Origin of the sequence: Micromonospora salmantinae (assembly GCF_022230905.1) — a bacterium.
In the GTDB taxonomy this organism is placed as follows: domain Bacteria; phylum Actinomycetota; class Actinomycetes; order Mycobacteriales; family Micromonosporaceae; genus Micromonospora; species Micromonospora salmantinae.
In genome coordinates this window covers 53,514-80,236 of sequence record NZ_JAKKFG010000012.1, presented here as the reverse complement: position 1 = coordinate 80,236, position 26,723 = coordinate 53,514, and the positions used below count along the sequence as shown (strand labels likewise).

Here is a 26,723-nt window from a genome sequence, read left to right as displayed (position 1 = left end):
CGCAGCTTGGCAGTTCTATTCTGACTGCCGGGTTTGTCGGAGAAAGGGGCGACGGTGCGCGCATTGAACACGGGGGCGACGGGCCGGCGTGACCGGCAAGCCAGGCGGAAGTCGTGACGCGGGGCAGCTCCACCGCGCGCGCCGCGGGGATCGTGACGCTGGTGGTGGCGGGGCTGCTCGGCTCCGCGTACGTGCTGGGCCGCAGCCTCGTCCCCGACCAGACACCTCAGCAGTCAACCGGTGTCACCACGAGCGCCGACGGGCCGCACTACGCCGACCAACCCAGCGTTGGCGAGCCGGGCGGAGCCCCGAGCGGCAGCGCGACTGAGACCGGCCCAGTCGAGACCGGCCAGGACGGGTCCGGACGGGACGCCGGAGACGACAACCTGTTCGGCGCGTACACCACCACCGGCACCCCCCGGCTCGCGCTGACCTTCGACGACGGGCCGGACCCGCGCTACACGCCGCAGGTCCTCGCCCTCCTGCGCGAATACGACGTGCGCGCCACGTTCTGCGTGGTCGGCGAGAACGCGCAGAACCACCCCGACCTGGTCCAGTCGATCGTGGACGCCGGGCACACCCTGTGCAACCACTCCTGGCACCACGACGTGGGCCTGGGCGCCCGGTCGGCCGACGCGATCCGCTCCGACCTCCTGCGCACCAACGCGGCGATCCGGGCGGCGGTGCCGAACGCGCCGATCGTCTGGTACCGCCAGCCGGGCGGAGCCTGGACGTACCCGGTGGTGTCGGTGGCGCGGCAGCTCGGCATGACCCCGCTGCACTGGTCGGTGGATCCGTCGGACTGGGAGCTACCCGGCGCCAGCAAGATCACCGCGACGGTGCTGAGCCAGGCCGAACCGGGCTCGGTGGTGCTGCTGCACGACGCCGGCGGGGACCGGCAGGGCACGATGGAGGCGCTGCGCCGGATCCTGCCCGACCTGACCGCCCGGTTCGAGCTGGAGGCACTCCCCACCGACCCGACGTGAGCCCCGCCTTTACGGCGACGCTCCGGGCGCCACGACACGCAACGGATACGGTGGCGGGATGAGCAGCGCGGAGCCGACCAGCGACCAGGTGACCCGGAGCGACCAACTGGCGCCGGCGGAGATCGCCGAGGTACTCGCCCTCGCCAGCGCCGCCGGTGACACGGACGGAGCGGACCCGCTCGACGAACACGTCCTGCTGCGGCTGCGGGACCCCGACGCCCCCGCCGTTCATCTGGTCGCCCGCGCCGACGACGGCACACTCACCGGGTACGCGCACCTGGACACCACCGACCCGGTGGGTGGGATCGGGGTCGAGCTGGTGGTGCACCCCGCGTACCGGCGGCGGGGCACCGGACGGGCGCTCGCCCGGGGCGTACTCGCCTCGGCCACCGGGCCGCTGCGAGCGTGGGCGCACGGCGACCACCCCTCGGCCGCCGCGCTCGCCGTCGACCTCGGCTTCGCCCGCGCCCGGGTGCTCTGGCAGTTGCGCCGGCCGTTGGCGGCCCCGCTGGGTGAGCCGCGCCTGCCCGACGGGGTGGCGCTACGCGCGTTCCGGCCCGGGGCGGACGACACCGCCTGGTTGGCGCTCAACGCACGGGCCTTCGCCGAGCATCCCGAACAGGGCCGGTGGACGTCGGACGACCTGCGGGTCCGCCTCGCCGAGTCGTGGTTCGATCCGGCGGGCTTCCTGCTCGCCGAGGAGACCGCGACCGGCCGACTGCTCGGCTTCCACTGGACCAAGGTGCACGAGCGGCCGGGGTCGGCCCGAATCGGCGAGGTGTACGTCCTGGGGGTGGAACCGACCGCGCACGGCGGCGGGCTCGGCCGGGCCCTGACCACCGCCGGGTTGGCACACCTGCGGGACAAGCGTGGCCTCGACCGGGTGATGCTCTACGTGGACGACTCGAACACCGGGGCCGTCGCGCTCTACGAGCGGCTGGGCTTCGCCCGCTGGTCCGCGCACATCAACTACCACCTGGGCTGACCGTCGGCCGTCGCCCCGACCGCATCACCGGTGGGTAACGGTCGAGCGTCGGCGGGATAACGCCGAACCGGAAATATACCCATACTTCCGACAGGTGTACCCCGGTTCACTTAACGGACAACTCACCCTCAGCAAGCGGTCACCTCAGGGGCCGTACGTGTTCACCTTGCGTTCACTTGCGACCGGCGAACCGGCTACCTGGCACTTCTAACTTTCGTGTCAGCCGGTCAGTGCCGGTCCTCGGGCCCCGGGATCGGGGCGCCAAGTCAGACGCGAAGGGAAACCCCTCAGGTGAAGCTCCAGCGGTACGGCGCGATTGCCGGCCTCGCCCTTGCTGCGACGCTCGGTCTCAGCGCATGCGGCTCGGACAACAACGAGCCCACCCCCGGCGCCAGCGCTTCGGGCTCGGCCGCCGCGGTCGACTGCGCTACCGGCACGCTGAACGCCCAGGGCTCGTCGGCGCAGAAGAACGCCATGGCCGAATGGATCAAGGCGTACCAGCAGAAGTGCCAGGGTGTAACGATCAACTACGAGCCCAGCGGCTCGGGCGCCGGCATCCAGGCGTTCATCGCCGGGACGGCCGACTTCGCCGGCTCCGACTCCGCGCTCAAGCCGGAGGAGCAGCCGCAGGCCGACGCCAAGTGCGTCGGTGGCAAGGCCATCCACCTGCCGATGGTGATCGGCCCGGTGGCCGTCGCCTACAACGTGAGCGGTGTGGACAACCTCCAGCTCAAGCCGGCCACCCTGGCGAAGATCTTCGCCGGCAAGGTGACCAAGTGGGACGACGCGGCGATCAAGGCCGACAACCCGGGTGCCACCCTCCCGGCGACCACGATCCAGACCGTCCACCGCTCGGACGAGTCGGGCACCACCGACAACTTCACCAACTTCCTCTCCAAGACCGCTGAGGCCGACTGGACCCTCGGCAAGGCCAAGGCGTGGAAGGCCCCGGGCGGCACCGGCGCCAAGGGCTCGGACGGCGTGGCCAGCCGGGTCAAGGGTGCCGACGGCTCCATCGGCTATATGGAGTGGTCGTTCGCCGAGAACGCCGGCCTGAAGATGTCCAAGATCGGTAACGGTGCGGGTGAGTTCGCCGCGCTGACCGCCGAGGCGGCCGGCAAGACCATCGCCGGCGCCAAGGTCGAGGGCCAGGGCGACGACCTCAAGCTGTCGATCGACTACAACACCAAGGAGGCCGGGGCCTACCCGATCGTCCTGGCGACGTACGAGATCGTCTGCAGCAAGGGCCTCGCCGCCGACAAGCTGCCGCTGGTCAAGGGCCTGCTGGGCTACGCCGCCAGCACCGAGGGCCAGGCTGCCATGACCGAGCTGGGCTACGCCCCGCTGCCGGAGAGCGTCCGCACCAAGGTCGAGGCCGCAGTCAAGAACATCTCCTGACCGACACCAACTCCGCAATCGAATCGAGCGAGCAGATGGGTGACACCCCCCACCGCTCGGCCGACGCCGGCACCGGCGGGACGCGCGTGACCCAGAGTCACGAGTGGCCCGCCGGTGCCTCGGCGCGTGTGGCCGAGGCACCAGTCAGCACCCGTTCCCCGGGCGGCACCGGGCTGGGCGGCGGCGGCGCGCTGCCGCGCAGCCGTAGGTTCGGCGCCGAGCGGGCCTTCCGCGGTCTCACCCTGGCCGCCGGCACCGCCGTTCTGGTCATCATCGCCGCCATCGCGATCTTCCTGGTCGTCAAGGCGGTGCCGGCCCTACGCGCCAACACCGAGAACTTCTGGTCCTACGAGGGCTGGTCGCCCAACGAGACGGAGCCGAAGTTCGGCATCGGTGCGCTCGCCTTCGGCACCGTGCTCAGCTCGGCGCTGGCACTGCTCATGGCGGTGCCGGTGGCGCTGGGCATCGCCCTCTACCTCTCGCACTACGCGCCGCGCCGGTTGGGCACCGCGCTCGGCTTCCTGATCGACCTCCTCGCCGCAGTGCCGAGCGTGGTCTTCGGCCTCTGGGGGCGGGACGTCTTCAGCAGCCCCGTCCGGGACTTCTCGGTCTGGCTGAACCAGCACTTCGGCTGGATCCCGCTCTTCGGCGGCGACGGCCCCTTCGGGGCGTCCGTCATGCTCGGCGCCCTGGTACTCGCGATCATGGTGTTGCCGATCATCACCTCGCTCTCCCGCGAGGTGTTCCTCCAGACGCCCACCGCGAACGAGGAGGCCGCCCTCGCCCTGGGCGCCACCCGCTGGGAGATGCTCCGCACCGCGGTGCTCCCCTACGGCCGCCCCGGCATCATCGCCGCGATGATGCTCGGCCTCGGCCGGGCGCTCGGCGAGACCATCGCCCTGGCGCTGACCCTCGGCATCACCTTCGGCATCTCGTTCAACCTGATCCAGAACGGCGGCAACACCATCGCCGCCAACATCGCCAACGCGTTCGGCGAGGCGAACGAGACCGGCCGGGGCGCCCTCATCGCCTCCGGCCTGGTGCTGTTCGCCATCACGCTGATCGTCAACATCACGGCGCGGGCGATCATCTACCGCCGCCGGGAGTTCACGGAGTCGGCCGCATGACCACAACCGCCACCTCCCACCGCACCCGGCCGCCGGCCCAGCCCGACTCGCTGCGGGCCAAGCGGCTGCCCTGGTACGCCGCCCCGGCCATCGCCGTGGCGGCCCTGGCGCTCTCCGCCGTGATCGTCTACGGCACCGGCATCGGCGGCCCGGTCCTCGTGGTCGTCCTCGGCGCGATCCTCTACCTGGTCTGGCTCTTCGCCGCCGCCAACGCGGTCGAGGGGCGCCGATCGGCGCGCAACCGCACCTGGAGCGCACTGATCCACTCCGCCTTCGTGCTGGCGGTGCTGCCGCTCGTGTCGGTGGTCTGGACGCTGGTCAGCAAGGGCGCCGACCGACTGGACGTCAACTTCTTCCAGACCTCGATGAACAACATCGGGGCCCGGGACGCCAACGGCGGCGCGTACCACGCGATCGTCGGCACGCTGGAGCAGGTCGGCATCGCCACCCTGATCACCGTCCCGCTCGGCGTTCTCTGCGCGATCTACATCGTCGAGTACGGGCGCGGCAAGTTCGCCTTCGCGATCCGGTTCTTCGTGGACGTGATGACCGGCATCCCGTCGATCGTCTCCGGCCTCTTCGTGCTGGCGTTCTGGGTGCTGATCGTGTCGCCGTGGTTCAACGACGGTCGGCCCAGCTTCTCCGGCTTCGCCGCCGCGCTCGCGCTGAGCGTGCTCATGCTGCCCACCATCGTCCGGTCCACCGAGGAGATGCTCCGCCTCGTACCGGCACCACTGCGCGAGGGCGCGTACGCGCTCGGCGTACCCAAGTGGAAGACCATCCTGCGGGTGGTGCTGCCGACGGCGCTGCCCGGCATCGTCACCGGCGTCATGCTCGCCATCGCCCGCGCGGCCGGTGAGACCGCGCCGGTGCTGCTGGTCGCCGGCGGTGGCGCCGCGATCAACACCAACCCCTTCGAGAACAGCCAGTCGTCGCTGTCCCTCTTCGTCTACCAGCAGGCCGGCGACGCGTCGAAGTACGCCCCGGCACGGGCGTGGACCGCGGCACTCACCCTGGTCGCCCTCGTGCTCATCCTGACGATCGCGGCGAAGCTGCTGGCCCGTCGCAACAGGCTCAGCCGATGAACCCCGGAGGTACCACCATGGCCAAGCGCGTCTCCGCCTCGAACGTCACCGCGTACTACGGCGGCTTCAAGGCAATCGAGAACATCAACCTGACTGTCGAGCCGAAGACGGTCACCGCTCTCATCGGGCCGTCCGGCTGCGGCAAGTCCACGTTCCTGCGGTCGATCAACCGGATGCACGAGGTGCTGCCGGGGGCCCGGGTCGAGGGCAGCCTGACCATCGACGACCAGGACATCTACGACCGGGACGTGGACGTCACGGCGGTCCGCCGCACCATCGGCATGGTCTTCCAGCGGCCGAACCCGTTCCCCACCATGAGCATCTTCGAGAACGTGGTGGCCGGGCTGAAGCTCAACGGGGTCCGCAAGAAGTCGATCCTGGAGGACGCGGCCGAGAAGGCCCTGCGCGCCGCGAACCTGTGGGGCGAGGTCAAGGACCGGCTCGGCAAGCCCGGCGCGGGCCTCTCCGGCGGTCAGCAGCAGCGGCTCTGCATCGCCCGGACCATCGCGGTCGAGCCGCAGGTCGTCCTGATGGACGAGCCGTGCTCCGCCCTGGACCCGATCTCCACGCTGGCGATCGAGGACCTGATGTTCCAGCTCAAGGACAAGTTCACGATCATCATCGTGACGCACAACATGCAGCAGGCAGCGCGTGTCTCGGACCGGACCGCCTTCTTCTCGATCGAGAAGACCGGCGACCCGGGCCGGCTGATCGAGTACGACAACACCCAGAAGATCTTCAGCAACCCGAGCGTGAAGAAGACCGAGGACTACATCACCGGCCGCTTCGGCTGAGCCGACCACGTCCGGTCACCGGCGCCCCGCCTCCCGGCGTGGGCGCCGGTCCCATCTCCAGCACCAGTACCGCCCCGTCGAGCAAGATCGCGCCGATCTTGCAGTTTCGGTTGTCGAGATGAGTGGGATGCCCCTTATGTCGCGACAGAAAGCGCAAGATCGCGGAGCGGGGGCGGTGCGTGGAGTCAGCCCAGGACGAAGCGGGGTTCGCCGTCCGGGGGTAGGTCCAGGCGCGGGGTCACCGGGGTGGCGGCGTCCCGACCGGCCGCCGCCCGCGCCACCCCGGCCAGGTCACCGGCCGCGGCCACCTGGGCCAGCGTGACGACTGTCGGTGGCAGCATGGTCAGCTCGCCGGCCTGCGCGCGGGCCAGCGCGTCCGCCGGGCGGATCCACAGGGTGTGGTCGGCCTCGCCGGAGACGTCGCGGGTCCGCTGGCCCGCCGGCAACAGGGCGATGAAAAAGTACGTGTCGAAGCGGCGCGGCTCGAACTCGGGAGTGATCCACCGGCTCCACGGCAGCAGCAGGTCCGATCGAAGGGTGAGCTGACGGTCGGCGAGCAGCGCCGCGAAGCCCAGCCGGCGCCCCTCCAGGTCCTGCCGTGCTGCCTCCCAGTCGTCGCCGCTGACGTCGCCCACCACGGTCTCCCGGTTCGGACCGGCGAGCAGGACGCCGGCCTCCTCGAAAACCTCCCGTGCGGCGGCGCAGACCACCGCCTGCGCGGCCTCCGGGGCGACGCCGAGCCGGTCCGCCCACTCGCCCGGCGTCGGGCCGGCCCAGTCCAGGTGCGCCTCCGAGTCGGAGCGGTCCACCCCGCCCCCGGGGAAGGCGTACATCCCGCCGAAGGTCATCGCGGCGACCCGGCGGATGACGTACACCTCGAAGTCGGCCTCGCTCGGACGCAGCAGCAAGACGGTGGCCGCGACCCGCGGCGTCGCCGGAATGCCACCCTCTGCCTGAAACCGGCGGGCGTGCTCGACCAGGGCGGCCGGGGCGGCGAAGCCGTCACTGTCGATCGTCATGCCCGCGAGCCTAGTTCCCGCCGGATGAACTGGTCGTCGGCCGGGCAGTGGGGGGTTCACCTGGCTCGGCTAGCGTTCCGGCATGACTCGTTGGGGCATCCTGGCCACCGGCCACATCGCCAGCCGTTTCGCCGAAGACCTCCGGCTGGTGCCGGACGCCGAGTTGGTAGCGGTCGGTTCCCGCGCCGCGGAGAGCGCGCGGCGCTTCGCCGACACGTACGGCGCGAAGCGTGCCTACGGCTCCTGGGTGGAGTTGGCCGCCGACCCGGAGGTGGACGCGATCTACGTGGCGACCCCGCATTCCGCGCACTACGAGGCGGCGATGACCTGCCTCACCGCCGGGCGGGCGGTGCTGTTGGAGAAGCCGTTCACCCTCGACCTGGCCACCAGCACCGAGTTGATCGACACTGCCCGCGCCGCCGGGGTCTTCCTGATGGAGGCCATGTGGATGCGGCTGAACCCGCTGATCCTGCGGGTGGTCGAGCTGATCGCGGACGGGGCGATCGGCACGGTGACCGGCGTCCGGGCCGACTTCGGGGTGGCCGGGCCGTTCCCGCCGGAGCACCGGATGCGCAACGCGGCGCTGGGCGGGGGCGCCCTGCTCGACCTGGGGATCTACCCGATCAGCCTGGCCCACCTGCTGCTCGGGGTGCCGCAGCACGTCCGGTCCTGGGCGCAGCTCGGCCCGGAGGGGACGGACGAGAACACGGGCATGCTGTTCGGCTACGACACCGGAGCCCTGGCAACGCTGAGCTGCGGCATGGTCGGGTTGAGCGGGCAGACCGCCTCGGTAACGGGCACCACGGGGCGGATCGACCTGCCGGAGCCGTTCTTCCGGCCGGGTTCGGTGACCCTGCACCGGGCCGGCGCGGAGCCGGAGACGATCGTCGCCGACGGGGCCGGCAACGGCTACCAGTACGAGGCGATCGAGGTGCAGCGCTGCCTGGCCGCCGGCCTGACCGAGAGCCCGGCGGTACCGCATGCCACGACCCTCGAGGTGATGACCCTGCTGGACACGGTCCGCGAGCAGATCGGCGTGCGCTACGTCTGAACAGCGGAAGAGCCCCCGGCCACGGCTGGACCGTGACCGGGGGCCCTTCCGGAAACTCAGCCGAAGAGCGGCCGGACCAGCAGGTACGTGACGCACGCGATCAGCGCGGAGGCCGGGAACGTGATGATCCAGGCGAGCACGATGTTGCCGGCCACGTTCCAGCGGACCGCGGAGAGTCGCTTGGTCGCGCCCACACCCATGATCGCCGAGGTGATGGTGTGGGTGGTGGAGATCGGCGCCTTCAGCACCAGTGCGTTGAAGTAGAGCACTGCGCTGGCGACGGTCTCGGCGGCGAAGCCCTCCGGCGGCCCCAGGTCGATGATCTTGCGTCCGAGGGTACGGATGATCCGCCAGCCGCCGGCGTACGTGCCGAGGGCCAGCATCGTCGCCGAGGTCCAGAACACCCAGCCCGGGATGTGCGTCTTGCTCTCCTGGAAACCACCGGTGTAGAGCGCCAGCACCACGATGCCCATGGTCTTGGCGGCGTCCTGCATGCCGTGGCCGACCGACATGGCGGCCGCCGAGGCGGTCTGCGCCCAGCGGAAGCCCCGGTTGAGTTTGCCCGGCTGCCCCTTCCGGAACAGCCACAGGATGGCCAGCATCAGCAGGTAGCCGAGGGTGAGGCCGACGATCGGCGACAGCACCATCGGCAGCAGCACCTTCTCGCCGATGTTGACCCACTGCACGATGCCGCCGGTGGAGAGCAGGGTCGCGCCGACCAGGCCGCCGAAGAGCGCGTGCGAGGACGACGAGGGCAAACCGAAGTACCAGGTGATCAGGTTCCAGGCGATCGCGCCGAGCACACCGGCGAAGACCACCCCGAGGCTGCTCACCCCGGTGGGGAGGGTGACCAGACCGTCGCCGACGGTCTTGGCCACGCCGGCGCCGAAGTGGGCGCCGACGAAGTTGCCGACCGCGGCGAGCCCGAGGGCGATCCGAGGTGTCAGTGCCCGGGTGGAGACGCTGGTGGCGATCGCGTTGGCGGCGTCGTGGAAGCCGTTGGTGTAGTCGAACGCCAGGGCCACCGCGATCACCGCCAGCACGGCGATGAGTTCGGGAGTCACCGGCTCAGGACTCCTTGACGGCGATGGTCTCGACGGTGTTGGCCACGTGCTCGAAGGCGTCGCAGGCGGCCTCCAGCTCGTCGGCGACCTCCTTCATCTTCAGCACCGTCAACGCGTCGTACTCACCGGAGAAGAGCCGGACGAGCAGTTGCCGGTTGATCCGGTCGCCCTCGTTCTCCAGCCGGTTGCACTCGATCCAGTAGTCCTCGAGGTCCTTCATCGACTTCAGCCGGGGCATCGCGTCGGCGGTCAGCTTGGCCTGCTGGTCGAGCACGTTGACCATCTCGTGCAGCTCGCGGGGCAGCGCCGGAAGCTCGGTCAGCCCGTACAGGTAGAGCAGGTCACCGACCGCTTCCAGGTGGTCCATCACGTCGTCCAGCAGCGAGCCGAGCCGGTAGATGTCCTCCCGGTCGAACGGGGTGATGAACGTTGAGTTGATCTTCTTGTACAGCTCGTGGGTGATCTGGTCGCTGTCGTGCTCGACCTCGGTCAGCCGCTCGCTGACGGACTGCACGTCCACGCCGGGCAGGGCCAGCTCGTTGAGCAGCGCGGTGCCCCGGACCAGGTTCTGCGCGGCCCTGGTGAAGAGCTCGTAGAAGGCGCCCTCGGTGGGGCGGAAGGAAAACTTCACAGCACAGACCTCGTCGCGTCGGTGGAAGGGTGGCGGCACCCGAGAGCGCCCGCTCGGTGAATGCTAGGAAACGCCAGAACCGGGAATTCGCCGGCCCACCCCTGGCCAGGCACCATTCACCGCTCGTTCACCTGCCGTTCATCTCGGCCGCCCCACCCGCACCCACTCCCCCAGCCAACAGGCGCTTCCGCTCCCGCGCGACGTCGAAATCGGCAGCCGGATACCCCAGTTCAAGCGTGTCGAACGTCTCACGAAGCAGGTGGGCCACCGCCCAGTCCCGGTACCACTTGCGGTCCGCCGGCACCACGAACCAGGGCGCGGCGTCCGTGCCGCACCGGCTCAGGGCCTCGGCGTACGCGGCCTGGTAGTCGTCCCAGTGCCCTCGCGAGTCGATGTCGGAGGGGTTGTACTTCCAGTGCTTGCGCGGGTCGGTGAGCCGGTCCATCAGGCGCTTGCCCTGCTCGGCGTACGAGATGTGCAGCATCACCTTGATCAGGGTGACACCGCTCTCGGTCAACTCCCGCTCAAACGAGTTGATCTCGTCATAGCGGGCTCGCCAGGTCGCCTCCGGCACCAGCGAGCCGACCCGGGCGATCAGCACGTCCTCGTAGTGCGAACGGTTGAACATTCCCACGTACCCCGGCGGTGGCAGCTCCCGGCGAATCCGCCAGAGGAAGTCGTGCCGCAGCTCCTGGCGGGTCGGCGGCCCGAACGAGCGGATGTGCAGGCCCAGCGGGTTCATCGCGCCGGCCACCCGCTTGATCGTGCCGTCCTTGCCGCCGCAGTCCATGGCCTGGAGCACCAGCAGCACCCGGTGCGCCGGCCGCTCCGACCCGGTCTTGGCCATCGCGAAGAGCATCTCCTGCTGCCGGCCCAACTCCTCGCCGACCAGCTCCACCTGCTCCCGCGCCCAGGTCTTACGGTGCTCGCCGCGGCCCGCGGGCTCCGGCAGGCCGGGCATGGACCGCGGGTCGATCGCGCCGAGATCCACCGGCGCGGTGACCCGCAGCAGGTCCCGCACGGAACCGCCGTCCGGTGCCACGATCTGCTCTTGCTGGGGTGCGCTCATGCACGGATCATCGCCCACCCACAACCGTTCCGCCCGCCGAGGCTCACCTCCGAACCTGGCCCGCTGATTGGCACCGACCGATCTGCGTCCACGGCAGGCACCGGTCCACCGGGCCGTTTCGGGGCTGCCGGCGGGCCCACTCGGCGGGAGGATGTAGGCCGGGACGCCGACCGGAAGGGGTGGTGGGTCGTGCGGGAGCTGGCGACGGAGTTCGAGGCCGAGCGGGGCCGGCTGCTCGCTGTGGCCCACCGCATGCTGGGCAGCCGCAGCGAGGCGGAGGACGCGGTGCAGGAGACCTGGCTGCGCTACGCCGGGGCGCTGGCCGACCCGGCGGCCCGCGCCGAGATCCGGGACCTGTCCGCGTGGCTGACCACCACCTGCGCCCGGATCTGCCTGGACGTGCTCCGCTCGGCCCGGGTGCGCCGGGAGGCGTACCCGGGGCAGTGGCTGCCGGAGCCGGTGGTGAGCCCGTTGGGCGGCCGGTCGCCGGCCGACGGCTACGCGCCCGACCCGGCGGAGCGGGCGGTGCGCACCGACGAGGTCGGCACGGCGCTGCTGGTGGTGCTGGAGCGGCTCGCGCCGGAGCAACGGGTCGCCCTCGTGCTGCACGACGTGTTCGCGCTGCCGTTCGCCCGGGTCGCAGAGGTGCTCGGCACCACCGAGGTGGCGGCCCGGCAGCTCGCCTCCCGGGCCCGACGGGCGGTCACCTCGCCGGACGTACCCCGACACACCGCCGACCCGGCCGAGCAACGTCGGGTGCTCAAGGCGTTCGTCGCCGCCACCGAGTCCGGCGAGCTGGACCAACTGCTTCAGGTGCTCGCGCCGGACGTGGTCTTCGTCGGCGACTCGGGCGGGCACTTCCCGGCGGCCCGCCGGCCGGTGCTCGGGGCGGCCTCCGTGGCGCGCCTCACGCTCGGCCTGTTCGGCCGGACCGGTCGGTACGCCGACCGGGTGCTCGCTCGGCCAGTGCTCGTCGACGGCATTCTCGGCCTGCAGCTGGAGACGACCCACAGCGACGGGCGACCGATCCGCCTGGTCACCGCGTTCGCTGTCGACCAGGGCCGGATCACCGCCGTCTACAACCAGCTCAACCCGGAGAAGCTGACCGACCTGCCGCCGCTGACGGCCGACGACGGCTGGCCTCCACGCTGGTGAGCCGGCCCGAGCGGGCGTGCGGCCTCAGACCACCAGAGCCAACCACTTGCGGTACGCGGTGGCGAACGGCTCGGTGCCGTCGCCCAGGGCCCCCAACAGCCGCTGTGCCGCGGCCTCTGCCTCGGCCACCACGTCGTCCGGGTAGCCGAACCGGGCCCGGTGCTCGGCGAACTCGTCCTCGTCGAGCAGCTCCACCCGGCCGGTGGCCCGACGCCGGACGACGTCCAGGTCCAGGTCGATCAGGTGGACGATGTCGTCGGACTCCCAGCGGGCCGGGGTCGTGATGTCGCAGTAGACCTCGCTGGTGCGGGGCGGGGGGTTGAACATGGCCGTCCACCAGGCGCGGTGTGGCACCAACAGCACGAACGGAATCTTCTCCACCGAGGGCCGGCCGTGGTAGACCGACTCGGTGCCCTCGGGCACCCCGAGCCAGATGCCGAGATCGTCCTCGGTGAGCCGGCGGGCCGGGTAGTCGCGGTGTGCGCTGCCGTCGTACTTGCGGTAGATCACGCGGACCATGTCGCTCGGCATGATTCGCACCCTAACCGATACAGCCCAACGCGTCGTAGCGCGGCCGTAACCGGACGGGGTCGGCCGCAACGCCCGCCGCGGTCGGCGTCGCGCCACGCGGCGGATGGGCGCTGTCGGTGTCGGCGGCGCCGGGTACCGTCGCACGGTGACTCCGCCCCGCACCGCCACCGGTTCCGCCACCCCGTCGGCCCGTGCCAAGGGCCGGCGGCGGGGTGCCCGACCCAGTGGCACCGAGCTGCTGGCGGCGGCGGTCGGCGCGGTGCCCGGCGGCGCGGAGCGCCCTGGCCAGTTGCAGATGACCACGGCGATCGAGGAGTGCGTGGCCGGCGGCGAGCATCTGCTCGTGCAGGCGGGCACCGGCACCGGCAAGTCGCTGGCGTACCTCGCGCCGGCGCTCACTGTGGACGGCCCGGTGGTGGTCTCCACTGCCACCCTGGCGTTGCAGTCCCAGCTGGTCGACCACGACCTGCCCCGGCTCGCCGACGCGGTCGAGCCGGTGCTCGGCCGTCGGCCCACCTTCGCCGTGCTCAAGGGCCGCCACCACTACCTCTGCCTCGCCCGACTGGACAACTCCACCGAGGAGGAGCCGGAGGACACTCTCTTCGACACCCCCGCGGCGCGACCCGGCGGCGGAACGAAGTGGCTCGGTGAGGCGGGACGGCTGGGCAAGCAGGTCGAGCGGCTGCGCGACTGGGCCGAGAAGACCGCCACCGGCGACCGGGACGAGCTGGACCCGGGCGTCGAAGACCAGGCCTGGCGGCTGGTGTCGATGCCGGCCCGCGAGTGCGTCGGCGCGGCCCGTTGCCCGTTCGGGCAGGAGTGCTTCGCCGAGGCGTCGCGGGCCCGCGCCCGGGAGGCCGACATCGTGGTGACCAACCACAGCCTGCTCGCTGTCGACATGCTCGCCGACCGGCACATCGTGCCGCCGCACAAGCTGCTCATCGTCGACGAGGCGCACGAGCTGGCCGACCGGGTCTCCTCCGCCGCCCAGGCGGAGCTGGTGCCGGAGCTGATCGACCGGACCACCCGTCGGGCCCGTACGCTGCTGCGCCCGGAGACCGCCGAGGCGCTCACCGCCGCCGGCGACGCCCTGGCGGTCGGGCTGGCCGAGGCGCCGGCCGGGCGGATCACCGCAGGGCTGCCGACGCCACTGCGGGAGGCGTGCACGCTGCTCGACGCGGCGACCCGCTCCGCCCTGGACGCCATCGGCGACATCAAGTCCGACGACCCCGACCCGGTCCGCAAGCAGCAGGCCAAGGCCGCCCTGGACGAGCTCTCCACCACCGCGCAGCGGCTACTGGAGGAGGGCGACCACGACGTGGCCTGGGTGGAGAAGAACGACAGCGGCAACCGCCGGGCACTGGTGGTCGCGCCGCTGTCGGTGGCCGGCACCCTCGCCACCCACCTGTACGACGAACGCACAGTCGTGGCCACCTCGGCGACCCTGGCGCTGGGCGGCCGGTTCGACACTGTCGCCCGCGCCCTCGGGCTGGACGCACCACCGCCCGCCCCACCGACCCCCGCCGCGGCCGCACTGGCCGCCCGCACCGGTCCCGGCCGGCCGGCTGCCGAGGCGCCGGGCCGTCGCCTCGCCGGCGACGTCACACCAAACGCCGTCGTCCCGGCCACCGAGGGCCCCGGGTGGCGGTCACTCGACGTCGGTTCGCCGTTCGACTACGCCCGGCAGGGCATCCTGTACGTCGCCGCGCACCTCCCCCGCCCCAGCGTCTCCGGGCTGCCCGAGGCTGCCGGAGAGGAGCTGCTCGGGCTGGTCGAGGCGCTCGGTGGTCGTACTCTCGGGCTCTTCTCCTCCCGGCGGGCCGCGCAGCAGGCGGCGGAGCTGTTGCGCGCGCGGACCGACCTGCCGGTGTTGCTCCAGGGCGAGGAGGCGCTGCCGCTGCTGGTGCGTCGCTTCCGCGAGGAGCGCGCCAGCTGCCTGTTCGGGGTGATGTCGCTCTGGCAGGGGGTGGATGTGCCGGGCGACGCCTGCCAGCTCGTCGTCATCGACCGGCTGCCCTTCCCTCGCCCGGACGAACCGCTGGCGGCGGCCCGCGCGGCGGCGGTGGACGCGGGCGGTGGCTCCGGCTTCTCCGCCGTGAGCGTGCCGATCGCGGCGGTGCGGCTGGCCCAGGGCGTGGGTCGGCTGATCCGGGCGACCGGCGACCGGGGCGTGGTAGCGGTGCTCGACTCCCGGCTGGAGACGGCTCGAGGCTACGGGCCGTTCCTACGCCGCTCGCTGCCGCCTTTCTGGTACACGACCCGCCCCGAGGTGGCCCGGGGCGCCCTGGAACGCCTGGCCAAGTCCTGACCCGCTTGGGCAGGACCAGGATCGCGCTACAACAAGAAAAGAGTGGTCTCCCGCTGGCGGGAGACCACTCTTTTCATGGTCCTGCGTGATCTGCGGGTCTAGGGGGCCTGGGAGGCGACGACCACGGCGTCGGGCGGGGTGTCCGGCACCCTGCGGGCGGCAAGCCGGCGGACCGCTGTGTTCAGCACCGCGATGAGCGGCACGGAGACCAGCGCGCCGGTGATCCCGGCGAGTACGACACCGGCGGCGATACCGATGATCACCGCGAGCGGGTGCAGGGCGACCGCCCGGCCCATGATCAACGGTTGGAGCACGTGCCCCTCGATCTGCTGTACGCCGATCACCGCGCCAAGGATGATCAACGCGGTGACCGGGCCGCTGTCGACGAGGGCCACCAGGACCGCCACGCCGCCGGAGAGCGCCGCACCGACGATCGGGATGAACGCGCCGAGGAAGACCAGCGCGGCCAGCGGGAAGGCGAACGGGACGTCGAAGATGACCAGGAAGATGCCGATGCCGACAGCGTCGATGAAGGCGACCAGCACTGTCGCTCGGACGTACGCGCCGAGCGTGTGCCAGGAGGCGCGGCCGGCGTCGTCGACCTTCCACCGGGCGGCGACCGGCAGCAGCCGGACCAGGAAGCGCCAGATCCGGTTGCCGTCACGCAGGAAGAAGAACGTCGCGAAGAGCACCAGCAGCGTGCCGGTCAGCACCTCGGCCAGCGTCGCGGCGGTGCTCAGCGCGCCGCTGGTGAACTTCGAGGTGTTGTCGTTGATCCAGGCCTGCGCCTCGTCGATGTAGCGGTCGAGTTGCCCGTCGGAGAGGTGCAGCGGGCCCGTCTTCAGCCAGTCCTGGATCTGCCGGACACCCTCGGACGACTTCTCGCTCAGTTCCGGCACGCCGCGGATGAACTCGTTGACCACCAGCGTCAGCGTGCCGATCACCGCGACCAGGCCGCCGACCAGCACCACCGCCGTCGCCAGCGACCGGGGGAACCGGGCCCGCAGCAGCCAGCCCACCGCCGGCGCGAGCAGCGCGGAGAGCAGCAGCGCGATGGCCAGCGGGATGATCACGATCTTGATCCTGCTGACGATCATCAGCAGGGCCCAGGCCACCACGCCGATCACGATCAGTCGCCAACACCACGCGGCGGCGATCCGCAGCCCGTGCGGGACGTCGGCGTCGTCCCGACTGGCGGTGGAGCTGTGCAGGTCCACCGGGGGCTCCGCGCCGTAGACAGTGGCGCTCGACGGCGCGGTCGGCCCCGGTACGGCCGGCGACGCCACCCGGGCCGCCTCCGACGCGTCGTTCAGCGCGTCAGCGGAGACGCCCTCGTCGGCGCGCGCCGACTCCTGTCGTGACTGGTAGGCGCGGCGAAGCCGCCCGCGTACCCGCTCGAAGCGGCTCAAGCGCACCTCCTGGCAGAAAACCCGGCCCGCCGACGGCGACAGGTCGGACAGCATACGTCCGTTCCCGACACCGTAGGGCGGTTCCGCCACACAGTGCCCCGACCACCTCCGGCGTAACCACCGGCCAGCCACCGTCGGCCACACGGTAGCGTCTGCGACGTGACCGCCGACAACGATCTCGACGCCGGCCTGCCGATCCGCCTGCTGCACGACCGCGTGCTCGTGCGGATGGAGGGCAGCGAGGGCGAACGCCGCTCCACCGCTGGCATCGTCATTCCGGCGACCGCCGCGGTCGGCAAGCGCCTCGCCTGGGCCACAGCGGTCGGGGTGGGGCCGAACGTCCGCGCCATCGTCTCCGGCGACCGGGTGCTCTTCGACCCGGACGAGCGCTCCGAGGTCGAGCTGCACGGCCGCGGTTACGTGCTGCTGCGGGAGCGGGACGTGCACGCCGTGGCCGCCGAGCGGATCGAGAACGACTCGACCGGCCTCTACCTCTGACGCACCTCCCCCGGCCACCAGGCCCCGTCGCGCACCGTTTGCCCAGCCGCACGACGGGAAGCCATCCGGCGACCGTGGCCCTGGGGAGGGACGATGCCGGTATTCGTGAAGAAGCTGTTGACCTGGGGCAGTGTCGCGTTCCTGATCTACTTCATGGCCTTTCGGCCGGACGGCGCCGCGCAGATGTTCCGGGCGATCGGGGCCGCGCTGATCGCGATGTTCCAGGGCCTCGGTGACTTCCTCACGTCGCTGATGACCTGAGCCGCACTGCTTGCCTACCGTCGGCCGCCGGCCGCCAGTTGCCGCTGTCAGGGGTGCGTCGGCGGCCACTGGGACGCCGGGCGCAGGCCGGGCCAACCGGGCGGGGCATACCCCACCGGAGCCGGGGCGGGAGCGAGCACCACCGGGATCGGCACCACCGGCTCGTCCGGGGCGTCCACCGCGCGCTGCGTGCCGTCCGGGAAGCGCAGGTGGTAGCGGCTGCCGTCCCAGACCCCCGCCGGGGCCTGCGGGTCCCGACCCACGAAGAACGACCGGTATTCGGTGATCGCGTCCAGCAGCTCCCGCTCCTCGCGGGCGGTCCGCTCCTGGTCGGCGGGTTTGCGGTCCAGGCCACGCAGCGCCCCGTCGCGCAGCAGGGCCAGCCGGGTCGCCGCGGACTGGTAACCCCGCATCGCCCGCACCCCGGCGTCACCGGCCACCCGCCGCGCCCAACTGCGGGCGGCGTGCCGCCGGCCGAGACTGCTCAGGGCAGCCACCTCGGGCGGGCTGAGCCAGCCGGCGCTTACGTAGTCGGGTAGGACCCGCTCGGTGAGCCGCCCCTCCCAGGCGCGCAGCCACAGCGCCAGCCCCACGGTGCCGAAGAAGACCGGCACCATGAGGCCCAGGAAGCCGTACAGCATGATCATGGCCTCGCCGGTGGCCTGGGTCAGCGTGGGCAGCAGGTTCCACGTGCCGTGCAGCATCATCGCCAGCAGCAGGCCGGCGATCGGGGCGAGCACCCGGATGCGCCGGTCCGCCGTCCGGGAGGCGATACCCAACCCCACACCGGTCATCGCTGTGAAAAGGGGATGGGCGAACCCGAACAGCAGGATCCGCAGGATGAAGATCGCGATGACCTGCTGGATGCCGGTGGCCGGGCCGTACCGGTCGGCTCCGGACGCGTACCCCAACCCGCCCAGGTAGAGGATGTTCTCCACCATCGCGAAGCCGACCGCGGCGAGCCCGCAGTAGACCAGACCGTCGGTGATCCCCGACCACTCGCGGCGGCGGAACACCAACAGCAGGATCGGGCCCAGCGCCTTGGTCAGCTCTTCGATGAACGGCGCCACCAGCACCCCGGTGAGCGCGGACGGCAGGCCCCAGTCGGCGAAGCGGTTGGCCGCGAAGTCGTTCACAGTGAGCGAGGCGGCGGTGGAGACGAACGCCCCCCAGGCGAAGCAGAAGATCAGATACTTCAACGGCTCCGGTTCGTACCGGTCCAGCCAGAGGAAGCAGCCGACCAGCACCGGCACCGGCAGGATGGCGGCGACCACCCCGATCAGCAGGGCCTGCACACCGAGCGACTGGCCGAGCGTGAAGACCATGAAGACCGCGCACGCCGCGATCAACAGCACCACCCCGGCCAGCACCAGGAACCGCCGCCAGCCCAGTCGGCGCAGCGGCATCCGGGGCGTCTCACCCATGGGCGGGACGGCGGGCGCAGGCGCGGCGGCGGGCGACGGCGGCAGCGGTGAACCGGGCGGGGTGTCGGCCATGCGGTCAGCGTAGCCATCCGCCGCCGGCTGGTTCGGTCGCATCGGTAGCCGCTATGCTGCCGGCAGGTCACGAGCGCCAGCGTCAAGCCCCGGCTTGCTGGCCGGCAACCCTCGTCGAGTTCGCGGTGGGGTGCCCCGGGTGATGACCGGGCCCAGCCCGATCGGTGTGCTGGGCAAGCGCGGACCCCGTCCCGATGTCGCACCCGGGGTCCCTGACCCCGGAGGTTCCGGCGTGTCCGTCACTCTCGTCCCCTCGCTGCCCAGCCTGCCCAGCCTGCCCACAGTGCCGTCGGCGCCGTCCGCGCCGCTCGACGTCCTCGGTGTGCCCGGCGAGATCAACCTGGACTACGCGGCCAGTGCGCCGTGCGCGCGGGTCGCCGCCGACGCGGTGGCCGAACTGCTGCCCTGGTACGCCAGCGTGCACCGCGGAGCGGGAGCGCTGTCGCGGCGGTGCACCCTCGCGTACGAGCAGGCAAGGCAGACGATCGGCGACTTCTTCGGCGCTCGCGCCGACGATCATGTGATCTTCACCCGCAACACCACTGACGCGCTCAACCTGCTGGCGCGAGCCGTGCCGGCCGGCACGACTGTGGTCACGAACGCCTCCGAACACCACGCCAACCTGCTGCCCTGGCCGCGCGGGTCGGTGCGGCTGCCGGTGCCCAGCGACCCCGACGGGGCGGTACGCGATCTCGCCGCCGCCCTCACCGAGCTGCGCCGGGGCAGCAGCCCGGCGTTGCCGGTGCTGGTCGCGGTGACCGGTGCCAGCAACGTGACCGGTGAGCGGTGGCCGGTCGCCGAACTGGCGCGGGTGGCCCACCGGCACGGTGCCCGGATCGTGCTCGACGCCGCGCAGCTCGCCCCGCACGCCCCGGTCGACCTGCTCGCGCTCGACGTCGACTACCTGGCCGTGTCCGGCCACAAGCTGTACGCGCCGTTCGGCGCGGGCGTGCTGATCGGTCGGGCCGACTGGCTGGACGCCGCCCCGCCCTACCTGGCCGGCGGCGGCGCCACCAGCCACGTCGGGCCGGCCACCCACGACGTGACCTGGGCGACCGGCCCGGCCCGACACGAGGGCGGCACCCCGAACCTGCTCGGAGCGGTCGCGCTGGCGGCGGTGTGCAAGGCGCTCGACGAAGCGGACCAGGGCGCACTGGCCGCCCACGAGCAGGGCCTGCTGGCCCGGCTACGGACCGGCCTCGCCGCCCTGCCGCACGTCGTCGAGCTGCGCACCTTCGGCCCGGACGCGCCCCGGGTCGGCATCGTGTCGTTCGTGGTCGCCGGGTGGGACTCCACCGAGGTGGCCACGCAGCTGGCCGCCGAGCACCACATCGGCGTACGGGACGGGTTGTTCTGTGCCCACCCGCTGGCCCGGCGTCTGCTCGGCGAGGCGGCGGAACGGACCGGCCGGCGGGACCTGCCGCCCACCGCGCTGCGTGCCAGCATCGGGCTGGGCAGCACGGCCGCCCAGGTGGACCGGCTGCTCGCGGCGCTGGCCGAGCTGGGCTGAGGCCAGGCCGGCGCAGGCCCCCCGCTCAGCCGACCGGCGGGGCGGTGGGTGGCTTCGGTGTCTCGCCAGGCTCGGCGGGCTCACCGACCGGGCGCTCCTGCTCTCCGAAGGCGGTGCGGATCCACCGGTTCGCCTCCTCCTGCTCGATCCCGGAGGCGACCAGCAGGTCACTGGCGGTGGTGCGGATCTGGGCGATGACCACGCTGCCGGAGAAGCCCACCCCGTCGCCGTACGCCCGGCCGGCCTCACTGACCGCCCGCAGCGACCGCTCCCGGGCCTTCTCCGGCTCCTCACCGGCGGCGAACTCGTGCTTGAGCAGCCGGACCGACTCGGCGAGGTGGCCGATCGCGTCCGGCATGGGATCGGGCACCGGTTCCTCGTCCTCGACGAGCGTGACGGACCGGCGGATCAGCGTGCCGCTGTTGCGCATCGCCCGGTCGATCGGGTCGGCCGCCTCGGCGTAGTGGGTCAGTTCGTCGCGGCGGTGCCAGCGGGCCGGGGAGAGGGTGGCGGTCTCCTTCGCCCCCTCGATCGCCTCGCCCAACGTGGCCAACTCCTCCTTGTTGTTGCGCAGCCGCTCCAGTGCGCCCTGGATGGCGGCGCGGTCCCGGTTGCGCAGCCCGTCGGCGGTGGCGTCGAGTTGGGCGGCGAGCAGGTCCAGGGCGGGGCGGGCCGCCCGGTTGATCACTCGGAGTGGGTTCAGTGGCAGCAGGACCGCCGTGACCAGCAGCGCGATCCCACCGCCGAGGAACGCGTCGACGAAGCGGGGGATCTCCAGATCCTTGGTGGAGGGGCTCAGCGTCACGATCAGCACCGCCGTGGCCGCCGCCTGGATGACGATGGCCACGCTCGCTCCGGCGAAGATGGTGAGCAGGATCGCCACTGTGACCACCAGGCCGAGCTGCCACGCCCCGGTGCCGAGCAGGTAGATCAGGAGGTCGCCGACGGCCACCCCGACCCCCACCCCGACGATCAGCTCCACCGTGCGGCGGAACCGCTGGCCGACCGACGCGGCCAGGGTGCCGACCGCGGAGATCGGCGCGAAGACCGGTTGCGGGTTGCCGAGCAACTTGTGCGAGATCAGGTACGCGAGCCCGGCGGCCAGCCCGGCCTGGACGGCGAGTCCGCCGGCCATCCGTACCCGGTGCAGTCGGTCGTGCAGGGTGGCCCGGCCGCGGTGGCGCAGTTGTTCGGTGGCCTCGGCGATCCGCGCGCCGTCGATGTCCACCAACCCGTTGCGCAGCGCGGTACGTCGCACCATGGGCTGTCGCTTGTCCCGGGCCACGGCCATGGGCGCGACTACCCGTGGTGGGCCCGCTGAACCCTCCCTTCCCGCGCGTCGCGGGCGGATGCGGCAGACTCGGACGGTGGTTGATCTGTTGGACCGGTGGCGGGCGGCGGCCCAAGGTGCCGGCGCGAGGCCCGACCCGAGCACGACCAGGGCCGGTGAGCAGGTGATCGTCCGGTGGCGGGAGCCGCACCGGCAATACCACACGGTGGCCCACCTGACGGCGGTGCTCGATGTGGTGGACCAGCACGCCTACCTGGCCGCTCGGGCCGACGCGGTCCGGCTGGCGGCCTGGTTCCACGACGTGGTCTACGACCCCCGTGCCGCCGGCGACGCCAACGAACGGGACAGCGCCGCAATGGCCGAGAGCGTGCTCACCGGGCTCGGGGTGCCGGCGCCCACGGTGGCCGAGGTGCGCCGGCTGGTGCTGCTCACCGCCGGGCACGCTGTGGCACCGGGAGACCGGGACGGCGCGCTGCTCTGCGACGCGGATCTGGCCGTGCTGGCCGCGCCGCCGGCCCGCTACGAGCGTTACGCGGCGGCGATCCGCCGGGAGTACGCCCATGTGCCGGAGCCGGCCTTCCGGGCTGGGCGGGCCGCCGTGTTGACCGGCCTGCTGTCGCTGCCCGCGCTGTTCCGGTCGCCACCGCTGGCGAGCCGGTGGGAAGAGCCCGCCCGGGACAATGTGCGCCGCGAGCTGGCCACCCTCACCGGGGCACCGGAGACCGCGGACTGACCAGGTGCTTCGGCCGACGCAGACCGGCGGCGCGGAGCAACCGGACCAGCTCCCGGCTCGGCACCACCTGGGCGCCGAGCCACACCGCCGCCGCGAACCGGTCGGCCGGAATGTCGTAGTGGTCCCGGTCGAATCCGCGCCGGGGCGCGCCGAGCGCCTCGGCGAACGCGTGCAGCTCGGCGTACGAGACGTCACTGATCAGGTGCGACCAGAGCCGACCGCGCCACGGCCAGGCAGGCCGGTCCAGGTAGAGCATGCTGCCCAAGTTATCCCGCCCAGTCGATCATGTTGATGATCGCCGGTCGGCGACCTAGCCTCGGCTGCATGGCCCCCACCGCGCTCCTCGACGACCTGCGCGCCGCGCTCGGTGACGACGCCGTGCTCACCGACCCGGACCTGCTGCGCATGCACCAGCGGGACGAGGCCGACCTGTGCGCCGCCGGCGTCCCGCTGGTGGTGACCCGTCCGCGCGACACCGAGCAGGTGGTCGCCGTGATCCAGGCGGCGGCGCGGCACGGCGTACCGGTTGTGCCGCAGGGCGCGCGGACCGGGCTGGCCGGCGCGGCGAACGCCGTGGAGGGCGCGGTGGTCCTCAGCACCGTCGCGATGAACGAGATCCGGGAGATCGACCCGGTGAGCCGGATCGCGGTGGTCCAACCGGGGGTGGTCAACGCGGCCCTGGCCGGGGCGGTGGCGAAACAGGGCCTCTGGTACCCGCCGGATCCCGGCTCCTGGGAGTCGTCCACCATCGGCGGGAACGTGGCCACAAACGCCGGCGGCATGTGCTGTGTGAAGTACGGAGTGACCACCGAGTACGTGCTCGGCCTGGAGGTGGTGCTCGCCTCCGGTGAGGTGCTGCGCACCGGCCGGCGTACGGCCAAGGGGGTGGCCGGCTACGACCTGACCCGACTGTTCGTCGGTTCGGAGGGCACCCTCGGCGTGATCACCGAGGTGACAGTGGCGCTGCGGCCCGCCCGGGCCGACTCACTGACCCTGGTGGCGGTCTTCGGATCCACCGCCACGGCCGGCGCGGCGGTGGCCGAGATCGCGGCTCGCGGGCTCACCCCCAGCCTGCTGGAGTTGCTGGACCAGACCCACCTGCGGGCGATCGAGGCGTACCAGCCGATGGGGTTGCGGACCGACGCGCAGGCCCTGTTGCTGGCCGCCGCCGACACCGGCTCCCGGGCGGCGGACGACCTGGCCGTGCTGGCCGAGGTGTGCGAGGCCGTCGGCGCCGACGAGGTCTACGCGGCCACCGACGCGGTGGAGGCGGCGGCGCTGCTCCAGGCTCGCCGGCTGGCCCACCCGGCCATGGAGAAGTTCGCGGCGGACGCCTACCCGGGCGGCAACGGCGGTCTGGTGATCGACGACGTGGCGGTGCCGCGCGGCGCGCTCGCCGCGCTCCTGGACGGGGTCGCCCGGATCGCGGCCGAGTGTGAGGTGCCGATCGGCGTGGTGGGGCACGCCGGGGACGGCAACATGCACCCGAACATCGTTGTCGACCGGGCCGACCCGGCGAGCGTGGAGCGGGGTCGGCGGGCCTTCGACGAGATCATGCGGCTCGGCCTGGACCTGGGCGGCACGTGCACCGGCGAGCACGGGGTGGGGCTGCTCAAGCGGGACTGGCTGGCCCGGGAGATCGGGCCGGTCGGTGTCCGGGTGCACCAGGCGATCAAGTCGGCGCTCGACCCGGCCGGCCTGCTCAACCCGGGCAAGGTGCTCTGACCGGCTGCGGTCAGCCCTTGACCTCGGCCGGGGTCGCCTGGGTGAGCAGCAGCAGGATCTCCCCGGCGACCGGCGTGAGCTCCTCACCAGGGCAGTCCTGCGAGGTGATCAGCCCGGCCGAGGTGATGAGGCTGGACGTCAGCGCGTCGATGCAGGTTGTCCGGTACCGCCGGGCCTGGTCGGTCTCGTCGGCCAGCGCCGGGTTGGCGAGCAGCACCTGGAGCCGTTCGGTCAGCTCCGGTGCGAGGGTGCCCCGGGAGGTCACGCCGTCGCCGGCGCAGTCGACGCACTGCCACGCGCCGTTCCGCTCGACGCTCAGGGTGCGCATCGGCCCGTCCTCGCCGAGCCGCTGGAGCAGGCTGACCTGACCGGCGGCGACAGTGGTGGGGATCTCCAGCTGCGAGCCGCCACCCGCAGTGCCGGCGGTCGGTTGCGCCACCGGGGTGCTCGGCTTGTCTCCGTCGAAGAGGGAGCACCCGGTCAGGGCGCCGACGAGCGCGACGGCGAGCAGGGGTACGAGCAGACGAGGGTGCGCGCGGGGTAGCACGCGCGGAAACCTACCCCACCGTAGGTAGCGTTCGAAACCACCATCCGGGCCGGTATCGATGGTTACCCATCGGTAACGTCGCAATTCGTCATCGAGCGGACGGGCGCAGCTCCGCCTGATCGTCGTCGCCCCGGTCGGCCGCGTAACCCCGGACGTCCGGAGCACCGAGGCGGGCCGCGTCCGCCGCCGCGTCGTCCGGCATCAACTGGGACTGCCGCTCCGCCTCCACCCGGGCCCGGTAGTGCTCGACCTCGCGCGCCCGGGTCGCCGCGTCCCAACCGAGCACCGCGCCCATCAACTCGGCGGTGTGCTCCGCCGACTCCAACCCCCGGTGGCTGGTCTCGAACGAGATCCGGGTCCGCCGGGTCAGCACGTCCTCCAGGTGCAGCGCGCCCTCGGCCCGCGCCGCGTAGGCGACCTCCGCCGCCAGATACTCCGGAGCACCAGCCAGCGGGGACGCCAGCAGAGGATCGGCGTCGACCAGCGCCAGCAGGTCCAGGGTGAGGGTGCCGTACCGCTCCAGCAGGTGCTCCACCACGCCCACCGGCACACCGTGCCGGCGTGCCAGGTCGGCCCGGTCCCGCCACATCGCCGGGTACCCGTCGGCGCCGAGCAGCGGCAGGTCGGCGGTACGCGACGAGCGAGCGCCACCGAGTCGGCGAGCGGCCCGGTCGACCACGTCGGACGCCATCACCCGGTACGTCGTGTACTTCCCGCCGGCCACCAGCAACAGCCCGAGCATCGGCTCGAAGACCGCGTGCTCGCGGGAGAGCTTCGAGGTCGAGTCGGCCTCGCCGGCCAGCAGCGGACGCAGCCCGGCGTACACCCCCTCGATGTCGGCGGTGGTCAGCGGCCGGTCCAGCACTGTGTTGACCTGCTGGAGGAGGTAGTCGATGTCGCGGGCCGAGGCGGCCGGGTGGGAACGGTCCAGCCGCCAGTCGGTGTCAGTGGTGCCGATGATCCAGTGCCCGCCCCACGGGATGACGAAGAGCACCGAACTCGCCGTACGCAGGATGAGCCCCGTCTCGCCGGTGATCGCCGAGCGGGGCACCACCAGGTGCACCCCCTTGGAGGCGCGCACCCGGACGCCGGGCCGCAGGCCCACGTCGTTGAGCATCCGGGACATGTCGTCGCTCCACACGCCGGTGGCGGCGATGACGGTGCGAGCCTGCACCTCGAACTCCGCGTCCGGCGAGCCCGACGGCGCCTCCAGGTCCCGGACGCGGACGCCGGTCACCTCGCGCGCCTGCCGGATCAACCCGACGGCGCGGGCACTGCTCACCACAGTGGCGCCGAGGCTGGCCGCGGTGCGGGCCAGGGTGACCACCAGCCGGGCGTCGTCGACCTGCCCGTCGTAGTAGCGGATCGCCCCGGCCAGCGCGTCGGCCCGCAGACTCGGGAAGATCCGCCGGGCACCCTCCCGGGTCAGGTGACGGTGCAGGGGCATGCCCCGGCCACCGCCGAAGATTCCGGCGAAGGCGTCGTACGCGGCCACCCCGGCGCCGTAGTACGAGCGGCGGAAGACCCGGGCCGGCAGGTCCCGTAGGCCCCGCCCGGCCGGCAGCGGCACCATGATCGGCACCGGGCGTACCAGGTGCGGCGCGAGCCGGGTGGCCAACAGGCCGCGCTCGGTGAGCGCCTCGTGGACCAGGTGGAACTCCAACTGCTCCAGGTAGCGCAGGCCACCGTGGATGAGTTTGCTGGACCGGCTGGAGGTCCCGGAGGCAAGATCACGCGCCTCGACCAGCGCCACCTTCAGGCCACGGGACGCCGCGTCCAGGGCGGCACCGGCTCCGGTCACCCCGCCCCCGATGACCAGCACGTCGAAGCGCTCGGCACGCAGTCGGCGCAGGTCGGACGCACGGCGGACCGGTGAGAGCTGACCGGCGACGGATCGGGAGACATTGGGGTCGCGCACCTGTCCACCGTAACCGTCGAGCCACCGTGTCGACATTCGCCGCCCGCCCCGCACCGCGCCCACCTGCTCCGAAGCGCACGACACGTCTCGCTACCCGATCCAGGCCGACCGATAGGAGATCTTCCCCGGAAC

Annotated in this window: 25 protein-coding genes and 1 riboswitch; of the genes, 14 read left to right on the top strand and 11 right to left on the bottom strand. The window is 72.2% G+C overall.

Going from position 1 to position 26,723, the window contains the following annotated elements; all coding sequences use genetic code 11:
• The first annotated feature begins 113 nt into the window (after positions 1-113).
• From PSH03_RS10870 to pstB, 6 genes are all read left to right on the top strand, one after another.
• Positions 114-986, top strand: coding sequence for a polysaccharide deacetylase family protein (locus PSH03_RS10870; protein ID WP_238689036.1), 873 nt, complete (start codon positions 114-116; stop codon positions 984-986).
• Positions 987-1,044: 58 nt separating this feature from the next.
• Positions 1,045-1,971, top strand: a complete 927-nt coding sequence (gene mshD / locus PSH03_RS10865) for a mycothiol synthase (RefSeq protein WP_210782433.1) — start codon at positions 1,045-1,047, stop codon at positions 1,969-1,971.
• 291 nt (positions 1,972-2,262) lie between these two features.
• On the top strand, positions 2,263-3,369 hold the full coding sequence (gene pstS / locus PSH03_RS10860; protein ID WP_196919982.1) for a phosphate ABC transporter substrate-binding protein PstS: 1,107 nt from the start codon (positions 2,263-2,265) through the stop codon (positions 3,367-3,369).
• Positions 3,370-3,404: 35 nt separating this feature from the next.
• Complete coding sequence (gene pstC, locus PSH03_RS10855; protein WP_238689035.1) at positions 3,405-4,496, top strand: phosphate ABC transporter permease subunit PstC; 1,092 nt, start codon at positions 3,405-3,407, stop codon at positions 4,494-4,496.
• Positions 4,493-5,581 (top strand): phosphate ABC transporter permease PstA, encoded by a 1,089-nt coding sequence (gene pstA / locus PSH03_RS10850; RefSeq protein WP_238689034.1) that lies wholly within the window; start codon positions 4,493-4,495, stop codon positions 5,579-5,581. The genes pstC and pstA overlap by 4 nt, the downstream gene beginning before the upstream one ends.
• 17 nt (positions 5,582-5,598) lie before the next feature.
• Complete coding sequence (gene pstB, locus PSH03_RS10845; RefSeq protein ID WP_112584183.1) at positions 5,599-6,375, top strand: phosphate ABC transporter ATP-binding protein PstB; 777 nt, start codon at positions 5,599-5,601, stop codon at positions 6,373-6,375.
• A gap of 185 nt (positions 6,376-6,560) precedes the next feature.
• Here the strand turns inward: pstB and PSH03_RS10840 are convergent, their stop codons facing one another.
• Positions 6,561-7,394 (bottom strand): NUDIX hydrolase, encoded by an 834-nt coding sequence (locus PSH03_RS10840; RefSeq protein ID WP_210782427.1) that lies wholly within the window; start codon positions 7,392-7,394, stop codon positions 6,561-6,563.
• A gap of 82 nt (positions 7,395-7,476) precedes the next feature.
• On the opposite strand from PSH03_RS10840, the gene PSH03_RS10835 reads away from it, so the two are divergent.
• Positions 7,477-8,445 (top strand): Gfo/Idh/MocA family protein, encoded by a 969-nt coding sequence (locus PSH03_RS10835; protein ID WP_210782425.1) that lies wholly within the window; start codon positions 7,477-7,479, stop codon positions 8,443-8,445.
• Positions 8,446-8,501: 56 nt separating this feature from the next.
• On the opposite strand, the gene PSH03_RS10830 is transcribed toward PSH03_RS10835, so the two are convergent.
• From PSH03_RS10830 to PSH03_RS10820, 3 genes are all read right to left on the bottom strand, one after another.
• Positions 8,502-9,509 (bottom strand): inorganic phosphate transporter, encoded by a 1,008-nt coding sequence (locus PSH03_RS10830; RefSeq protein ID WP_210782423.1) that lies wholly within the window; start codon positions 9,507-9,509, stop codon positions 8,502-8,504.
• A 4-nt stretch (positions 9,510-9,513) separates the two neighbouring features.
• The gene (locus PSH03_RS10825; protein ID WP_030327784.1) at positions 9,514-10,140 is read right to left on the bottom strand and encodes a DUF47 domain-containing protein; all 627 of its coding nucleotides are present in this window, start codon (positions 10,138-10,140) and stop codon (positions 9,514-9,516) included.
• Between the two features lie 127 nt (positions 10,141-10,267).
• Entirely contained in the window at positions 10,268-11,209 is a 942-nt protein-coding gene (locus tag PSH03_RS10820; protein ID WP_210782421.1) for a PPK2 family polyphosphate kinase, read from the bottom strand.
• A gap of 189 nt (positions 11,210-11,398) precedes the next feature.
• Between PSH03_RS10820 and sigJ the strand changes: the two genes are divergently transcribed.
• Positions 11,399-12,364, top strand: a complete 966-nt coding sequence (sigJ, locus tag PSH03_RS10815; protein ID WP_238689033.1) for an RNA polymerase sigma factor SigJ — start codon at positions 11,399-11,401, stop codon at positions 12,362-12,364.
• 24 nt (positions 12,365-12,388) lie between these two features.
• On the opposite strand, the gene PSH03_RS10810 is transcribed toward sigJ, so the two are convergent.
• Positions 12,389-12,895, bottom strand: coding sequence for a DUF402 domain-containing protein (locus PSH03_RS10810; RefSeq protein ID WP_210782417.1), 507 nt, complete (start codon positions 12,893-12,895; stop codon positions 12,389-12,391).
• Between the two features lie 103 nt (positions 12,896-12,998).
• Between PSH03_RS10810 and PSH03_RS10805 the strand changes: the two genes are divergently transcribed.
• On the top strand, positions 12,999-15,203 hold the full coding sequence (locus PSH03_RS10805) for an ATP-dependent DNA helicase (RefSeq protein ID WP_210782416.1): 2,205 nt from the start codon (positions 12,999-13,001) through the stop codon (positions 15,201-15,203).
• A gap of 98 nt (positions 15,204-15,301) precedes the next feature.
• On the opposite strand, the gene PSH03_RS10800 is transcribed toward PSH03_RS10805, so the two are convergent.
• Positions 15,302-16,666, bottom strand: coding sequence for an AI-2E family transporter (locus PSH03_RS10800; RefSeq protein WP_238689032.1), 1,365 nt, complete (start codon positions 16,664-16,666; stop codon positions 15,302-15,304).
• A 105-nt stretch (positions 16,667-16,771) separates the two neighbouring features.
• Here PSH03_RS10800 and PSH03_RS10795 point away from each other — a divergent pair, with 105 nt between their 5' ends.
• Together PSH03_RS10795 and PSH03_RS10790 are read left to right on the top strand one after the other, a co-directional pair.
• Positions 16,772-17,110 carry a GroES family chaperonin gene (locus PSH03_RS10795; RefSeq protein ID WP_091402887.1) on the top strand — a complete coding sequence of 113 codons (339 nt, stop codon included), beginning with the start codon at positions 16,772-16,774 and terminating at the stop codon, positions 17,108-17,110.
• 93 nt (positions 17,111-17,203) lie between these two features.
• Positions 17,204-17,371, top strand: a complete 168-nt coding sequence (locus tag PSH03_RS10790) for a hypothetical protein (protein WP_167337262.1) — start codon at positions 17,204-17,206, stop codon at positions 17,369-17,371.
• A gap of 47 nt (positions 17,372-17,418) precedes the next feature.
• Here PSH03_RS10790 and PSH03_RS10785 read toward each other — a convergent pair whose 3' ends face one another.
• The gene (locus PSH03_RS10785; protein ID WP_210782412.1) at positions 17,419-18,909 is read right to left on the bottom strand and encodes a PrsW family intramembrane metalloprotease; all 1,491 of its coding nucleotides are present in this window, start codon (positions 18,907-18,909) and stop codon (positions 17,419-17,421) included.
• A 23-nt stretch (positions 18,910-18,932) separates the two neighbouring features.
• Positions 18,933-19,053: riboswitch (SAM riboswitch) on the top strand.
• Between the two features lie 46 nt (positions 19,054-19,099).
• Here PSH03_RS10785 and PSH03_RS10780 point away from each other — a divergent pair.
• On the top strand, positions 19,100-20,377 hold the full coding sequence (locus tag PSH03_RS10780) for an aminotransferase class V-fold PLP-dependent enzyme (RefSeq protein WP_372494734.1): 1,278 nt from the start codon (positions 19,100-19,102) through the stop codon (positions 20,375-20,377).
• 25 nt (positions 20,378-20,402) lie between these two features.
• Here the strand turns inward: PSH03_RS10780 and PSH03_RS10775 are convergent, their stop codons facing one another.
• Positions 20,403-21,638, bottom strand: a complete 1,236-nt coding sequence (locus PSH03_RS10775; protein ID WP_210782410.1) for an FUSC family protein — start codon at positions 21,636-21,638, stop codon at positions 20,403-20,405.
• A 106-nt stretch (positions 21,639-21,744) separates the two neighbouring features.
• Between PSH03_RS10775 and PSH03_RS10770 the strand changes: the two genes are divergently transcribed.
• Entirely contained in the window at positions 21,745-22,401 is a 657-nt protein-coding gene (locus PSH03_RS10770) for an HD domain-containing protein (protein ID WP_238689031.1), read from the top strand.
• Here the strand turns inward: PSH03_RS10770 and PSH03_RS10765 are convergent.
• On the bottom strand, positions 22,373-22,657 hold the full coding sequence (locus PSH03_RS10765; RefSeq protein WP_210782406.1) for a DUF4031 domain-containing protein: 285 nt from the start codon (positions 22,655-22,657) through the stop codon (positions 22,373-22,375). The genes PSH03_RS10770 and PSH03_RS10765 overlap by 29 nt on opposite strands.
• Before the next feature lie 68 nt (positions 22,658-22,725).
• Between PSH03_RS10765 and PSH03_RS10760 the strand changes: the two genes are divergently transcribed.
• Positions 22,726-24,126 (top strand): FAD-binding oxidoreductase, encoded by a 1,401-nt coding sequence (locus tag PSH03_RS10760; protein WP_210782404.1) that lies wholly within the window; start codon positions 22,726-22,728, stop codon positions 24,124-24,126.
• Positions 24,127-24,136: 10 nt separating this feature from the next.
• Here the strand turns inward: PSH03_RS10760 and PSH03_RS10755 are convergent, their stop codons facing one another.
• Together PSH03_RS10755 and PSH03_RS10750 are read right to left on the bottom strand one after the other, a co-directional pair.
• On the bottom strand, positions 24,137-24,673 hold the full coding sequence (locus PSH03_RS10755) for a hypothetical protein (protein WP_210782402.1): 537 nt from the start codon (positions 24,671-24,673) through the stop codon (positions 24,137-24,139).
• A gap of 88 nt (positions 24,674-24,761) precedes the next feature.
• Positions 24,762-26,627 (bottom strand): glycerol-3-phosphate dehydrogenase/oxidase, encoded by a 1,866-nt coding sequence (locus PSH03_RS10750; RefSeq protein WP_238689030.1) that lies wholly within the window; start codon positions 26,625-26,627, stop codon positions 24,762-24,764.
• Positions 26,628-26,723 lie beyond the last annotated feature (96 nt).